A 14856-nucleotide genomic window follows, 5' to 3' on the forward strand; every position below is an offset into this window, starting at 1 on the left:
TCACCCGGATTTCTCAGGGTGACAGACGAACGCGTGACAGCCGTCCGACGGGTGTTTTTGCCTGTGGCGGTCCTGTCACGGGTATGGCCTCGTCCCGCGATTCAGCGCCGTCGTTCGACTCCGGGGACCGGTCGGGGAGCCCGTTACCGTCACCCCGGCAGACACCCAGTACGATCTATCAGATACAGATCGCGCTGTTGCGCTCACAGGTGGCCACGCTGGAAACCGCGCTCGAACAGGAACGCGAGCATCGTCAGGCTGTCGTCGACCGGTACGAGCGCCTTCTCAACGGGGAATAACCTGTAACTGGCTGTCGGAAAATTCTGCTGTGTTACTCGTCGCCGAGTTCGACGTAGGTCGTTTCGATGATGCGGCTGTCGCCGTTAAGCCGCTCGATAATGTCCTGTGGCGGTTGTTCGTCGAGGTTGTAGACGGACAGGGCCTCCCCGCCAATGGTCTCGCGGCCGTTGAACATCCCGGCGATGTTGATATCGGCCTCGCCCAAAACCGTCCCGATGAACCCGATAGTGCCGGGCTCGTCGCGGTTGCGGACGACCAGCATGTGCCCGTGGGGCACCGCCTCGATTCGGTGGTCGTCGATACGGACGATACGGGGTTCCTCGCCGCCGAACTGGGTCCCACAGACGGAGACAGATTCCTCACCGTCCGAGACGGTGACAGTGATGAGGCTCTGATAGTCCTCGGAGGTTCGGGTCTTGGACTCGGTCACGTCGATGCCACGGTCCTTGGCAATCTGCGGGGCGTTGACGGCGTTGACCTGCAGGTCCGAGGGCGCGAACACACCCTTCAGCGCGCTGGCGGTGACGTACTCCACGTCTTCCTCAGCGATGTCGCCAGCGTAGGTGACCTGCACTTCGGACATATGGCCGCCGAACAGCTGGACCGCAATGCGACCAGCAGTGTCGGCGAGATCGAGGTACGGCCCGACCTGTTTGAACGTCGCCTCGTCCAGCGACGGCGCGTTGAGGGCGTTGGCGACGGGCTGGCCGTTGGCCGCGGCGATTATCTGGTCGGCTGTGGAGGTAGCGACGTTCTCCTGTGCCGCCTCCGTCGACGCGCCCAGGTGGGGCGTGACGATGATGTCGTCAACATCGAGGAGCGGGCTGTCGTCTGGCAGGGGTTCTTCGCCGAACACGTCGAGTGCAGCGCCTTTCAGAACGCCGTCCTCGACGGCCTCAGCAAGGGCCGGCTCATCGATGATGCCCCCGCGGGCGCAGTTGACGACGTAGCCACCGTCGAGCAGGGCGAGTTCATCCTCGCCGATCATGTTCTCCGTCTCGGGGGTCAATGGCGTGTGGATCGTGATGAAGTCGGACTTGGCGAGACAGTCCTCGAGGTCGTCGACCAGCTCCGCGCCGAACTGGTCGGCGCGCTCCTGACTGATGTAGGGGTCAAACGTGACGATGTCCATGCCGAGGCCGCCCAGCCGTTTGGCGACCTGCTGGCCGACGCGGCCGAAGCCGACGACGCCAAGCGTCTTGTTGTTGACTTCCGTGCCGAGGAACTCGCCTTTGGCCCATTCACCGCTTTTCAGGCGGTCATGGGCCTGTGGGATGGACCGAGCGGTGGCAAACGCCATCGCAACGGAGTGTTCCGCGGCGGCGCGGACGTTGCCCTCGGGGGCGTTGGCAACGATGACTCCGTGATCGGTCGCGGCGTCGATGTCGATGTTGTCAACGCCGATACCGGCCCGGCCGACGATGATGAGGTCGGACGCGGCCGCAAACACTTCTTCAGTGACTTCGGTGCCCGAGCGGACAATAAGCGCGTTCGCGTCGGCCACCGCATCGAGGAGGGCGTCGCCCTCGACCTCGTAGGCTGTTTCGACGTCGTGGCCCGCCTCACGGAGTCGCGTGAGACCGGCGTCAGCGATAGGGTCCGTAACGAGTACCTTCATACCGAATCGAACTTACTGGGGCGGCATAACGCTTGTTTTCTCCGTCCGAGCAACTGCGTACGGGGACTCAGCTCAGAGCAGCAGCGCCACTGGGACAGTATTGTCTCGGGTAGAGCCACCCAAAAAATGAACTGACAGATTGCGACCTATCGCCAAGCCGGAAGCGAGGCAGCGTCCGCGAGCGGGGTTGTGAGATAGGCGTCATCTCGGGTCACGTCGGCGAGGATAAACTGGTCCGTTGGACCCTCTTCGACGGACGCCATGATGTCTCCGTCCGCAGCCATCTCGACCGGAACGACAGTATCCGACTCCATGCATGATAATATGTAACAACCATATAAAAATTTAGCGAAACCCATAGAGGGGAACAGTATGACCCAGACCCAACTGTCTGACAATAGTTCGTCTTTTGTCAAGACTGGGACAGAGTGGACCATAGGACAGCACACATAGAGCCTTATATTTCAACCATCAGTACCTGTGTCCGGGTTTTTGTTCAAGCCCAGATACGAGAGGTCGATATGGCAGAAGACGTAGTTGTTTCCGAGGCGGTGCGGTCGTTCGGTTTCCAAGATAGCGCCTGTACGTCAATCAAGGATAACCGATGGCCGCCGAGCGTGCCACCTGAATGTCGAAAACGGACGGATGTTAAGGACTTAGTAGATGCGGGCAGGAAGTTCTGGCAGTATGAACGTCGCAGACGCTATGACGCCACGCTCGGAGGTTGTCACGGTTACTATTCCTGGTACCCGTGATGACGCACTGGAATACCTCCAGGAGCAGGCTTTCTCGTCGGTCCCGGTTATCAAGGAGACCGACGACGGCGAGGAGTTCAGAGGGATTATTTCACGCGATGCGCTCATCGAGAGTCCCGACGAGGACCAGCTCGCGATCCTCGTGGAAGAAGTACCGACAATCAGCGGAGACACGTCCATCGAGGCCGCCGCACAGATGATGGTTGAGGACGGCGAGCGACGCCTCCCCATCGTCGATGGCCAACTCAAAGGAATCATCACGGTGACCGATGTGATTCGGTCCATCGCCAACGGCGACGTCGATGGCGGCGAGATCGTCGACGAACTTGCCAACCGCGACATCAACTGCGTGTACGAGGGCACGCCGCTGACTGTCGCTGAACGGGAGCTTTCCCATGCGAACGTCCCCTACGGTATCGTGCTCGGCGACGACGGCGATATGTCGGGGATGCTCACCGAGGTCGACATCATCGCGGTCGCCCGCGTCGTCGAGGGCGAGGACGACACCGGCGACTCCATCGCCAACCAAGACGACGACTGGGCCTGGGAAGGGATCAAAGCCGTCGGCGGACGGTATATGCCCACCCGTAACGTCGAACTCCCGGCTGAGCCCGTCCGCGAGTTCATGACCGCCGACGTCGTGACGGTGAACAAGCGCCGCACCGCTGAGGAGGCGGCACAGCTGATGATCGAGCACGACATCGAGCAGATCCCGCTGCTGTCTGGTGACGAACTCACCGGCATCGTACGGGATATCGACCTGCTGCGAGGCCTATGAGCGAAGGCGAACGACTTACCGAGCTGGCCAAGCGTCGCGGCTTCTACTTCCCCTCTTCGAGCGCCTACGGCGGGGCGGCGGGCTTCTGGACCTACGGGCCACAGGGCGCTGCGCTGAAATCAAACATCGAGGACGCCTGGCGGGACCGCTACGTCGTCAAGGAAGGCCACCAAGAGATCTCCGCGCCCGACGTGATGCCCGAACCCGTCTTCGAAGCGTCTGGGCATCTCGACGGCTTCGACGACATGATCGTCGAGTGCGGCGAGTGTGGCGCGACCCACCGCGCGGACCACCTCGTCGAGGACAACACGGACATCGAGGAGGCCGAGTCACTTCCCAACGAGGAGGTAATGGACCTCATCGCCGACCACGGCATCGAATGTCCCTCCTGTTACACGTCCCTAGCCGACCAGCCGGTCGACAACTTCAACCTGATGTTCGAGACCAACATCGGCCCAGGGTCATCGTCACCGGGCTATCTCCGCCCGGAGACCGCACAGGGCATCTTCGTCGAGTTCCCACAGCTCTCCGAGTACGCCCGGAATCAGCTCCCCTTCGGCGTCGCCCAGATCGGGAAGGCCTACCGGAACGAGATCTCACCCCGGAAATCGCTCGTCCGCGTCCGGGAGTTCACCCAGGCCGAACTCGAACACTTCATCGACCCCGAGGAAGACGAACCGCCGCTTGACGAAGTGGCTGGCGTGACACTGCCGCTGTACTCCGCCACCGAACAACAGGCAGAGGACGGCGGTCAGCGCGAACTCACCGTTCGCGAGGCCGTCGACGAGGGCGTCGTCGAAAGTGAGTGGGTCGCCTACTACCTGGGCGTCTCCAAGGAGTGGTACGAGCGCATCGGCGTCGACATGGACCGCTTCCGCTACCGCCAGCACCTCGCGGGCGAGCGCGCTCACTACGCCTCTGACTGCTGGGACGCAGAGAGCGAGGTCGACGGCGACTGGATCGAGATCACCGGGTTCGCCTACCGGGGCGACTACGACCTCTCGAAACACGCCAAGCACTCCGGCGAGGACTACACCGTCTTCAAGCAGTACGACGAACCGATCACCGCCGAACGGGCGACCGTCGACCCCGACATGGGCTACCTCGGGCCGGAGTTCGGCGGGTCGGCCGGCGCGGTCGCCGACGCGCTCGAAGCGCTAGCCGAGCGGAATCCGGACGCCTTCGACGGCGACGAGGTCACCGTCGAGGTCGACGGTGAGTCCCACACTGTTCCTGTCGACAAGACGAACTTCAGCGTCGACGAGGTCACCGAGAACGGCGAGCACATCCGCCCGCACGTCGTCGAACCCTCTTTCGGCGTGAGCCGCATCATCTACACCGTCCTCGCACATTCCTACGAGACCGACGAGGTCGACGGCGAGGAGCGGGCATACCTCGACCTCCCGCCGGAGCAGGCACCGACGACGGTCGGCGTCTTCCCGCTGATGGACAAGGACGGGATGGCCGACCTCGCCACCGACATCGCCGAGGACCTCCGAACCGCCGGCCTCTCGGTCACCTACGACGATTCCGGTGCCATCGGACGGCGCTACCGCCGACAGGACGAGGTCGGCACGCCCTACTGCGTCACTGTGGACTACGAGAGCTTAGAGGACAACGAGGTCACGGTGCGCGAACGAGACACGACCGAGCAGAAGCGCCTCCCCATCGACGGGCTCGCCGACCGGCTCGAACGGCTGGCAAGCGGCGAGCTAACCTTCGACGACCTGTAGATGGCCGACGAGGTAGCCCGGCGTCTCGTCCACGTCACCGGCGCGACGGTGCCGCTGGCGCATCTGCTCCGCCCGGACCTGATCACGTGGCGCGTGGTACAGGCGTTCTTAGCCGTCGCGCTGGCCGTCGTCCTGATTCTCGAAGCCGTACGGCTGACGACCGGACTGGACTGGGTGGTGTACGACCGGCTCACCCGCGAGTACGAGCAGGACAACCCCGCCGGCTACGCGCTGTACATCGTCGGGATAGCCATCGTCGCTTTCGCCGTCGAACTCCCGAGTATGAGCGTAACGGTCGCCGTCCCAGCGATGTTGATGCTTGCCATCGGCGACCCCATCAGCGGCCTGCTGGGCTCCAGCGACGCCAGCAACATTAAACAGGCCTGGGTCCTGCTGGTGATGTTCGGCGTCTGTACGCTGCTCGCCGCACCGTTCGTGCCTCCTGCCGCCGCCGTCCTCGGCGGCGTCGCGGCGACGTTCGCCGACGGCGTCAAGCCACGAATCGCTGGCTACGTCGTCGACGACAACTTCTCGATTCCAGTGTTTGGCGCACTGGCGATGTGGGTCGGCGTCCAGTACCTGCCCGGGATCGGACTCTGAACCCGCTCGTTCACTTTCACCGCGGTATCTGAACGCTTAACCACCGGCGGGACAAACGCGTGGGTAATGGCGACCACCGACGCCGGTGGCGAGCACGTCGAGCGCCCGCTGGTGACGCCGGAGTTCCTAGAGAACCGCCGCTACCAGACTGAACTGGCGGAGACGGCGAGCGCCGACCACACGCTCGTCTGTCTGCCGACCGGACTGGGCAAGACGACTGTCTCGCTGCTGGTGACCGCCGAGCGACTCGACGCCGTCGGCGGGAAGTCACTCATGCTGGCCCCGACGAAGCCGCTGGTCCAGCAACACGCCGAGTTCTACCGCGAGGCGCTCGAACTGGACGACGAGGATGTCGTCGTGTTCACCGGCGAGGTCCGACCCGACGACCGGGCAGCGCTCTGGGACGACGCCCGCATCGTCATCGCGACGCCGCAGGTCGTTGAGAACGACCTCGTCGGTAACCGCATCTCCCTTGCTGACGTAACTCACTGTACCTTCGACGAGTGCCACCGAGCGACTGGCGACTACGCCTACAACTACATCGCCGACCGCTACCACGCCGACGCCGAGAACCCGCTGGTAACGGGGATGAGCGCTTCCCCGGGGACGATGAAGAAGCCATCCTCGAAGTGTGTGAGAACCTCGGTCTGTCCGACGTTGCCGTGATGACCGAAAACGACGCCGACGTGGCCGAGTACACCCATGACACCAGCGTCGACTGGAACCGCATCGAACTCCCCGAGGTTGTCGTGGAAATCCGCGACGCCATCAACGAGGTCATCAAAGACCGCCTGTCACAGTTGAAGGAACTCGGCGTCACGAACAAGTCCTCGGCGGACATCTCCGAGCGCGAGATACAACAGATTCAGGGTCAACTCCGGGACCTGATGAACAACGACCAGAGCGAGGGGTATCAGGGGATGAGCCTCCTCGCCGAGATCCGCAAGCTCCGGACCGCCGTCACCTACGTCGAGACCCAGAGCGTCGAGTCCCTGCGGCGGTACTTCGAGCGCCTGAAGGAGGCTGCTCGCTCCTCCGGGGCATCGAAGGCCGATCAGCGCCTTGTAAGCGAGCCGAAAGTCCGCGAAGCGATGCGGAAAGCCGAGTCCTACAACGACCTGCACCCGAAGTTCCGCCAGACCCGGATGTTGCTCGCGGAGACGCTCGGTATCGAGAACGGCGAGCGCGTTATCGTTTTCACCGAGTCCCGCGATACGGCTGAGACGCTCGTTGACTTCCTCTCGGACCACTTCACGACACAGAAGTTCGTCGGCCAGAGCGACACCGACGGCAGCGAGGGGATGACACAGACCCAGCAACAGGAGACGCTTGACCGGTTCCGCAACGGCGAGTTCGAGGTGCTCGTCTCGACATCCGTCGCCGAGGAGGGGCTGGACGTGCCAGAGGTTGACCTCGTACTGTTCTACGAACCAGTCCCGACCGCGATTCGGGCCATCCAGCGGAAGGGGCGGACCGGACGCCAGGCCGAGGGCCGCGTCGTCGTCCTGCTGGCCGAGGACACCCGCGACGAGGCGTACTTCTGGAAGGCCCGCAACGACCAGAAGCGGATGAAACGCGAGCTGAACGAACTCAAAAGCGTCGCCGGCGAACTGGAGGCCCGCCTCGACCAGACCGGTCTCGACGAGTACGAGGACGCCGAGGGGACCGCTTCGAGTGGAACCGACGAAGCGGAAACCGCCACACGGCAGTCGGACTCCACTGGAAACGGGAGGGGTAGCACAGCTAACAAGTCTGCCGATGGGAGCGACAGCGGGGACGGCCAAGCCGGGCTGGACGCCTTCGCGGCGGAGTCGTCTGCGCCGGACGACGAGGAGGCTGGTAGCGGAGAGCAGGACGAGGCGACCGACGACGAGGGAACGGTCGCCAGCGCCGGCCGCGACAGTGAGGACGACCCCGTCGAAATCGTCGCCGACCAGCGGGAACTCGACTCGAACATCGCCCGGGACCTCTCGACACGGGACGGAATCGAGACCCGACTCGAAACGCTGGCCGTCGGCGACTATGTCCTCTCGGACCGGGTGGTCATCGAGCGAAAGACCGTCGCTGACTTCATGGACACGCTGACTGGCGGGGACCGGTCGATGTTCGAACAGGTCGGGGACGCCACACGCAACTACGGTCGGCCCGTCGTCATCATCGAAGGTGAGGACCTCTTCGGCGCGCGAAACGTCCATCACAAGGCGATTCAGGGGGCGCTCGCATCGCTGGCGGTCGATTTCGGCGCGAGCGTTCTCCGGACCAGCGACGAAGACGAGACCGCCGATCTGCTGGAAGTCATCGCCGGACGGGAACAGGAGGTAGCCGACCGCGAGGTGAGCGTCCACGGCGAAAAACAGTCCAAGACGCTCCCCGAGCAACAGGAGTACGTCGTCGCTTCAATCGCCGAAGTCGGGCCGGTGACCGCGCGCACGCTACTGGAAGCCTTCGGGAGCGTCGAAGCGGTGATGACCGCCGACAAAGACGACCTGCTGGACGTGTCCGGTATCGGCGATGTAACAGCCGACCGGATTCGGGAAGTCATCGCCAGCGACTACGAACCCTAGAACCGCGCTGCATCGAGCGCTTCCGCTGCTTCTCGGGCCGCCTGCAGATGTTCGCGAGCCTCACGTGGGTTCTCGGTCGCCGCAGCGCGCTCGGCGAAACGGTGAGCAGTCTCGGCTAGTAGCGCCGACGCCGCATCCATGTTCGCCGCGATATCGTCTGTGTGACTATCGGTCGACTGGGTCTGTCGAGCGGAAACAGGGGGGTTCTGTGACGATGTCCCACGCGGCTGGTCGTTAGCAGTTCGGCTGCTAGGCTCCGACGAAACACCTGTTCGAGCAGTCTGTGGCGCTGGCTCCGAGTGGCTGGACTGCTGGGTCGGCTGGTTACCCCCCGCTTCGGGTGGAGCGGCCGAGTCGGACGTCGACGATGCTGGTTCGGAGGGAGAGTGTGAAGCGGCATCGGCCTGGGTGTGTGCAGTCTCCTGCTGGGCGGGTTCGTCCGTCGCGTCCGCCACACTCTCGGCCGCTTCCTCGTCAGCATCGCCAAACTGGACATGGGCCTCGCCGCTGGGGTCGGCAACCTCAATCTGGTCACCGTCGTCGACCTGACCCTCCTGTTCGTCAGCATCCGACGGGTCCGCCCCGTTAGCCTGCGTGTCACGAGCGACCGGCTTCTGGCAGGTGGGGCAGAACTCCTGGCCGTCATAGCGGAAGATGGGGTCGCCACACTCGCTGCAGTGGGCGTTCGTCATCGTCGCACCCTTCAACAGGAGTTCGCTCATTTGCTCGGTCGCCGCCCGGTTGTCCTCCTCTTTTTCGAACTTCTCGCGGAGTTTCTCACGTTCGGCTTCCTTGTCGAAGTCGCTCATACGAGTCACAACGCCACGGGGCTGAAAACAGTTTACGGGTGCGAGACGTCGAGACCGCCTGAACGATGCGCGGCGGAATCGGGGTTTCGACACGTTTAACGTTCGCGCCCGAGCCTTTTCGAATGGTATGACAAAGGTAAGCGTAGTCGGCGCAGCCGGAACGGTCGGCGCAGCCGCAGGGTACAACATCGCGCTCCGTGACATCGCTGACGAGGTCGTCTTCGTTGACATCCCGGACAAGGAAGACGACACGGTCGGGCAGGCCGCCGACACGAACCACGGCATCGCCTACGATTCCAACACGCGCGTCCGACAGGGCGGCTACGAGGACACCGCCGGCTCAGACGTGGTGGTCATCACGGCTGGGATTCCTCGCCAGCCCGGTCAGACCCGGATCGACCTCGCGGGCGACAACGCGCCCATCATGGAGGACATCCAGTCCTCGCTGGACGAGCACAACGACGATTACATCTCGCTGACCACCTCGAACCCCGTCGATCTGCTCAACCGCCACCTCTACGAGGCCGGCGACCGCTCGCGCGAGCAGGTCATCGGCTTCGGCGGCCGGCTAGACTCCGCGCGGTTCCGCTACGTCCTGAGCGAGGAGTTCGACGCGCCGGTCCAGAACGTCGAAGGAACGATCCTCGGTGAACACGGCGATGCACAGGTTCCCGTGTTCTCAAAGGTCCGCGTCGACGGCACCGACCCCGAGTTCAGCGGCGACGAGAAAGAGCAGCTGCTCGGCGACCTGCAGGAATCGGCGATGGACGTCATCGAGCGCAAGGGCGCGACCGAGTGGGGGCCGGCACGCGGCGTCGCACACATGGTCGAAGCCATCCTCCACGATACCGGTGAAGTGCTGCCGGCCTCGGTCAAGCTAGAGGGTGAGTTCGGGCACGAGGACACTGCCTTCGGTGTCCCAGTCCGTCTCGGGAGCAACGGTGTCGAAGAGATCGTCGAGTGGGACCTCGACGACTACGAGCAGGACCTGATGGCCGACGCTGCCGAGAAGCTCTCCGACCAGTACGACAAAATCTCATAACCCGATATTAGTCGCGGTCGGCAGGTCCGGGACGGGCGCTGTCCCGATCTGCTATTTCGCCTCGCCAGCGGTGTGAAGACATGACTGTGACTGCGAGGAGTGCTCCCTGACGAACAGTGGCCGTTACGCGGGCTCGTCCTGCTCGTCAAGTAAGTCGCTGTCGTGTCCGTCGTCATCGAGATCAGCACCGAGGAGTGACGCCCACTCTTCGAGGTGTGAGTCCGATGTCGAGAGTTCTCGGTGGCTCATGGCGTTATCCGAAGCATCCACGGCATATTATATAATGGTTGTGCCCGCATTGAGACATAATGCTGTATCAGCGGTTCTACGGGGTAATACGGGAGTAGCGAATCAGGAAAGGCGGCGAGAAGACCGTGGCAATCACTCGGAGCGGATGGTTTCCGGGACCTGGATGGAGTAGTGCCCATCTTCCTGCAGTGCAATGATGTACTCTTCGCGGTCGTACAGTTCCATCAAGTTCAGTTCGTACTGGCCGGGTTCCAGCACCTTGATCGACTCGAACTGGTCGTTGAGTTCCGCGCGCAGTTCCTCCAGATCGGGGCGGTCTTCCCGGTCTGGTTCCGTCGGAGGATCAGGATCAGCACCGACAGGGCGGAACTGATGTTCAGATTCGGACGCGGACGGCGCGTCGGATGGGAGTTCGTCTGGCTCGACAATATCGCCACGAGCACTGGCCTGGGCTGAATCCTCAGTCGAAGATGTGGGGTCGGGTTCGGTCGACGGCGAACCGGATGTGTGGGATGGGTCACTCGGCTGTGGGTCAGCCGACCGGTCGGCGTCACGATGGGACTGCTCGGCGGGACGGTCCCCCTCCGTAGTGGAGCCACTGACGAAGTCACGCACCGAGGCGGCGGTCTTGCCGACAGTACGGGCGACAGTGCTGTCGGGTCCCGGTGGTTCCGGTGGCTCCGCATCCGGCGTCTCGGAGATATCTGCTCCCTCTGGCTGATACTGGAACTTGTTCCCGCCGCAGTTGGGACAGCCCGAGAGCATCTCCTTCGACCCGTCGTCGAAGCCACGGCCACAGTCCGTACACTGGTGGGGCATTATTTGCGAGAGACGAGGGCGCTGATTAGCGTTTCGTCCTTGTGGAGCGTCTCTATCTGGTTCGCCGGCCCGATGACTGTCAGCTTCTGGGTCGACTGTTTGCCCATCAGCCGCTCAAGGATGCTGGCGTCGGCGGCCTCGGACTTGGGGTAGGTCTCGATTTCGATGCCGTTGAACTCGTCGGGGCTAATCTCCGTCATCGTGACTTCGATCAGGCGGGACTCCTCGTCGGGGGAGAGTCCCTCTTCGAGGATGACAATATTGCCGTCACGAACCCCGTCGAGAATCATTCGGATCTTCTCCATCGAGGCCAGCCCCGCCATACGTTCGCCACTGATGAGGTCGATCTGGACGCCGTCGTCTGGGTCTTTGACTTCTGCCATTATATCACCCGAAGTACTCCGCGATTTTATCGTAGACTTCGTCCATGTTGTCGCCCTCAAGCGCTGACAGCGGAATCGTCTCGTGCTGTGGGTAGGCGTTTCGAATGCGTTGAACCGAAGACTCCTCCAGATCGATCTTGTTTGCGAGAATCAACACCGGAAGGTCCTGACTCTCGATGATCCCGATGAGCATGGTGTTGACCTGCGTGAACGGATCGGTTGCGGAGTCGAGCACGTAAATGACGCCGTCGACGTCCTCGCGGAGCCAGTGCATCGCTTCGGCGACACCCTCGGTCGCTTCGCGGGAGCGGCGGACGGCGTCGTCTTTCTCCATGTCGTGTTCGAGGAACTCGGTGTAATCGACCTTCGTCGTCACGCCCGGCGTGTCGACGATGTCGATTGTCACTTTCTTCCCGTCGCGTTCGATTTCGACGTTCTCCTTTCGGCGCGCACGACGAGTCTCGTGGGGAACGTGACTCTCCGGGCCGACGGCGTCGCCGGTCCAGTCTCGTGCAATGCGGTTCGCCAACGTCGTCTTGCCGGCGTTTGGCGGGCCGTAAATCCCGATACGCTTCGGATCCTCTTCGGAGAACAGTGTCGATGCCGCACGTGAAATGCTATCTTTGAGGTTTGTTAACAATCCCATCCTATCCTCCCGCCGCCCGGAGTCGTCCGGTATGGCGGCTCTGCCCGTAAAAGATAGGCGAATTCACTTAAGCCTACGTCAGACATGAGTTTTCTTTTTGACACGAGGGGGCATAGCATAGTATAGATCAGCGTGCGGGTGTTACTACGTACAAGGTCGGTGCAGGTGGCGGGGACCTGTTCGGGTGGAGCCCGATCATCCGAAACCTGACGATCAGGAGTGGCGCGTCCCATCCTCAGCCCCCCACCCCTTCATTTCAGGTGGAACGCCACATACCCCTGGGGAGGGGTGGGAGAATTGCCAGTCGAATCGGGAGCGCACCAGTTGTTCAGATCGGTGCGATTCGTGACTTCGCTAGCTAGAGCGGCCTAGACACTAGAAAACCGTACACTAGCCCCTACTAGCTGTTTGTTTTATCTGGTGCGGGTTTGGTTTATGAGATACTGTATTAAATCTTTCCTCTTTCTAGAGGTCATTATAGATCTTCCCACCCCCTCCCCCCGTGGCTGTTTCCCGTTCCACCGGAAACAAAGGGGTGGGGGGGTCGGCCTGGTACGGCTGGTCTCCGCTACAAGTGCCGGCTCTTCATGCTCTTCACTCATATTCACACAGTGTACCTGCTCCCGGAACTTCCCCACCGCTCTCTTTCCTCTCCAACCACTATCCTCCTATATCATGTCTGTTCGACCTCGATGAGATCGAAGCTATAGTCCTCTTTACCACAACAGTCCTCATTCGACAGAAATAATCAATATGGCAACATATATGTTTCAGGGGTGGTGTACCGAAATATTTAATATCGAATCACGGTACGGTTCATGTGGTTCAACTGGACGCACTGGAGAGCGCTGATGCTCACTAATAACGGTACTGACGCACTCCTCGCTCCCTCTGTTCCGGTGTCTCCAACTCTCTCCACACGAAACGAAGGGGATCCTCTCGACTATGACTGACGAAAGCGATAACTCGGCCCCGAAATCCGATCCGTCGACGACAGAGACGTCGAACGAGACTGACGGGTCCGACGGGCAACTCGACATCGAAACAGACTCCGGGACATCGACTGGCCCGTCCGATCTTGACGACGTTATCCTCGACAATCTCGATGCGGGGTCCGACAATCCCTCCGACGAGGCGTCCCGTGGCCTGTTCGACGACCTTCTCGAAGGGGAACCCATTTTCGAGAATAAAGAGGTCCTTCGTCCCTCGTACACACCACATAAACTCCCCCACCGCGAGGAGCAGATCAACAATATGGCGACGATTCTCGTTACTGCCTTGCGCGGTGATACGCCGTCGAACATCCTTATTTATGGCAAGACGGGAACGGGGAAAACCGCGTCCGCGAAGTTCGTCAGTGAGGAACTCGAAACGACCTCACAGAAGTATGAGGTCCCCTGTGAGGTCGAGTACATCAACTGCGAGGTGACCGACACCCAGTACCGCGTGCTGGCGCAGCTCGCGAACAAGTTCATCGACAAGAACGCACAGCTCATCGACGACCGCATCGCTGAACTCGAGGAGCTTCAATCACAGGCACGCGAGAACACGGCTGCACTCGAAGAGACGGCGTTTAATTCCGTTGACGATGTCGAAGCCGAAATCGAGTCGCTGGAAGCCGACAAGTCGGAGTTCGAGGAAGTCCCGATGACGGGGTGGCCAACAGATCGTGTCTACAGTTCCTTTTTCGATGCCGTCGACTACCATGAGCGCGTGGTCGTCATCATGCTCGACGAGATCGACAAGCTCGTCGAGAAAAGCGGTGACGATACCCTGTACAACCTCTCTCGGATGAACTCTGAACTGGAGAACTCCCGGGTCTCGATTATGGGCATCTCGAACGACCTGAAGTTCACCGATTTCCTTGACCCTCGGGTCAAGTCAAGTCTCGGCGAGGAGGAGATCGTCTTTCCGCCCTACGACGCGAATCAGCTCCGGGACATCCTCCAGGCACGCTCGGACGTGGCATTCAAAGGCGACGCACTCACCGAGGATGTCATCCCGCTGTGTGCGGCCTTCGCCGCACAAGAACACGGGGACGCCCGGCGCGCGCTCGACCTCCTCCGGACCGCCGGCGAACTTGCTGAACGGGACCAGACGGACAATGTTCTTGAAGACCACGTCCGCCAGGCTCAGGAGAAAATCGAACTCGACCGCGTTGTGGAGGTCGTCCGGACGCTCCCCACGCAGTCGAAGATTGTCCTTTTCGCTATCATCCTCCTGGAAAAGAATGGTGTTCACAACATCAACACCGGTGAGGTGTTCAACATCTACAAGAACCTCTGTGAGGAGATTGACGCCGATATCCTGACACAGCGTCGCGTCACCGACCTCATCTCCGAACTGGATATGCTTGGCATCGTCAACGCTGTCGTCGTCTCGAAGGGCCGCTACGGCCGGACGAAAGAAATCTCGCTGTCAGTTCCAACCGAAGAGACGGAGGCAGTGCTTTTGTCTGATTCGCGACTCGGCGATATCGACGATGTCCAGCCGTTCGTTCAGGCCCGGTTCGACAACTGATCTGTGTGTTTGTGGTCTCTCAATAGAACTCCCCGTTGCA

At 61.6% G+C, this 14856-nt stretch carries 13 protein-coding genes and 1 pseudogene; 7 read left to right on the forward strand and 7 right to left on the reverse strand.

Annotated elements, in window-relative coordinates; translation table 11 throughout:
* Positions 1-83 precede the first annotated feature (83 nt).
* Entirely contained in the window at positions 84-299 is a 216-nt protein-coding gene (locus tag ACODNH_RS10320; protein ID WP_434531339.1) for a hypothetical protein, read from the forward strand.
* A gap of 32 nt (positions 300-331) precedes the next feature.
* Here ACODNH_RS10320 and serA read toward each other — a convergent pair whose 3' ends face one another.
* Both serA and ACODNH_RS10330 read right to left on the reverse strand, forming a co-directional pair.
* Positions 332-1918, reverse strand: a complete 1587-nt coding sequence (gene serA / locus ACODNH_RS10325) for a phosphoglycerate dehydrogenase (RefSeq protein WP_434531340.1) — start codon at positions 1916-1918, stop codon at positions 332-334.
* A gap of 146 nt (positions 1919-2064) precedes the next feature.
* A complete protein-coding gene (locus ACODNH_RS10330) occupies positions 2065-2232 on the reverse strand; it encodes a DUF7556 family protein (RefSeq protein WP_164734753.1) in 168 nt (55 codons plus the stop codon).
* Positions 2233-2605: 373 nt separating this feature from the next.
* On the opposite strand from ACODNH_RS10330, the gene ACODNH_RS10335 reads away from it, so the two are divergent.
* The 4 genes and pseudogenes from ACODNH_RS10335 (at position 2606) to ACODNH_RS10350 (ending at position 8348) form a co-directional block, all read left to right on the forward strand.
* Positions 2606-3451, forward strand: a complete 846-nt coding sequence (locus ACODNH_RS10335; RefSeq protein WP_306709995.1) for a CBS domain-containing protein — start codon at positions 2606-2608, stop codon at positions 3449-3451.
* Positions 3448-5184 (forward strand): glycine--tRNA ligase, encoded by a 1737-nt coding sequence (gene glyS / locus ACODNH_RS10340; protein WP_434531341.1) that lies wholly within the window; start codon positions 3448-3450, stop codon positions 5182-5184. Before ACODNH_RS10335 ends, glyS begins: the two co-directional genes overlap by 4 nt.
* A complete protein-coding gene (locus ACODNH_RS10345; RefSeq protein ID WP_306709999.1) occupies positions 5185-5784 on the forward strand; it encodes a dolichol kinase in 600 nt (199 codons plus the stop codon).
* 66 nt (positions 5785-5850) lie between these two features.
* Positions 5851-8348 (forward strand): annotated as a pseudogene (locus ACODNH_RS10350) (DEAD/DEAH box helicase).
* Here ACODNH_RS10350 and ACODNH_RS10355 read toward each other — a convergent pair.
* Positions 8345-9157 carry an Sjogren's syndrome/scleroderma autoantigen 1 family protein gene (locus tag ACODNH_RS10355; RefSeq protein ID WP_306710003.1) on the reverse strand — a complete coding sequence of 271 codons (813 nt, stop codon included), beginning with the start codon at positions 9155-9157 and terminating at the stop codon, positions 8345-8347. The pseudogene ACODNH_RS10350 and the gene ACODNH_RS10355 sit on opposite strands and share 4 nt — an antisense overlap.
* A 127-nt stretch (positions 9158-9284) precedes the next feature.
* Here ACODNH_RS10355 and mdh point away from each other — a divergent pair, with 127 nt between their 5' ends.
* The gene (gene mdh, locus ACODNH_RS10360) at positions 9285-10199 is read left to right on the forward strand and encodes a malate dehydrogenase (protein WP_004959949.1); all 915 of its coding nucleotides are present in this window, start codon (positions 9285-9287) and stop codon (positions 10197-10199) included.
* A gap of 123 nt (positions 10200-10322) precedes the next feature.
* Here mdh and ACODNH_RS10365 read toward each other — a convergent pair whose 3' ends face one another.
* From ACODNH_RS10365 to ACODNH_RS10380, 4 genes are all read right to left on the reverse strand, one after another.
* The gene (locus tag ACODNH_RS10365) at positions 10323-10448 is read right to left on the reverse strand and encodes a hypothetical protein (RefSeq protein WP_306710008.1); all 126 of its coding nucleotides are present in this window, start codon (positions 10446-10448) and stop codon (positions 10323-10325) included.
* A 132-nt stretch (positions 10449-10580) separates the two neighbouring features.
* Positions 10581-11267: an OapC/ArvC family zinc-ribbon domain-containing protein gene (locus ACODNH_RS10370; protein ID WP_306710009.1), complete on the reverse strand. Its 687-nt coding sequence runs from the start codon at positions 11265-11267 to the stop codon at positions 10581-10583.
* On the reverse strand, positions 11267-11650 hold the full coding sequence (locus ACODNH_RS10375) for a DUF2073 domain-containing protein (RefSeq protein ID WP_306710010.1): 384 nt from the start codon (positions 11648-11650) through the stop codon (positions 11267-11269). The genes ACODNH_RS10370 and ACODNH_RS10375 overlap by 1 nt, the downstream gene beginning before the upstream one ends.
* A 4-nt stretch (positions 11651-11654) precedes the next feature.
* On the reverse strand, positions 11655-12296 hold the full coding sequence (locus ACODNH_RS10380; protein ID WP_004590329.1) for an Era-like GTP-binding protein: 642 nt from the start codon (positions 12294-12296) through the stop codon (positions 11655-11657).
* A 945-nt stretch (positions 12297-13241) separates the two neighbouring features.
* Here ACODNH_RS10380 and ACODNH_RS10385 point away from each other — a divergent pair.
* On the forward strand, positions 13242-14816 hold the full coding sequence (locus ACODNH_RS10385; RefSeq protein ID WP_306710014.1) for a Cdc6/Cdc18 family protein: 1575 nt from the start codon (positions 13242-13244) through the stop codon (positions 14814-14816).
* Positions 14817-14856 lie beyond the last annotated feature (40 nt).

It is taken from the genome of Haloarcula sp. NS06, assembly GCF_051122755.1.
In the GTDB taxonomy this organism is placed as follows: Archaea; Halobacteriota; Halobacteria; order Halobacteriales; family Haloarculaceae; genus Haloarcula.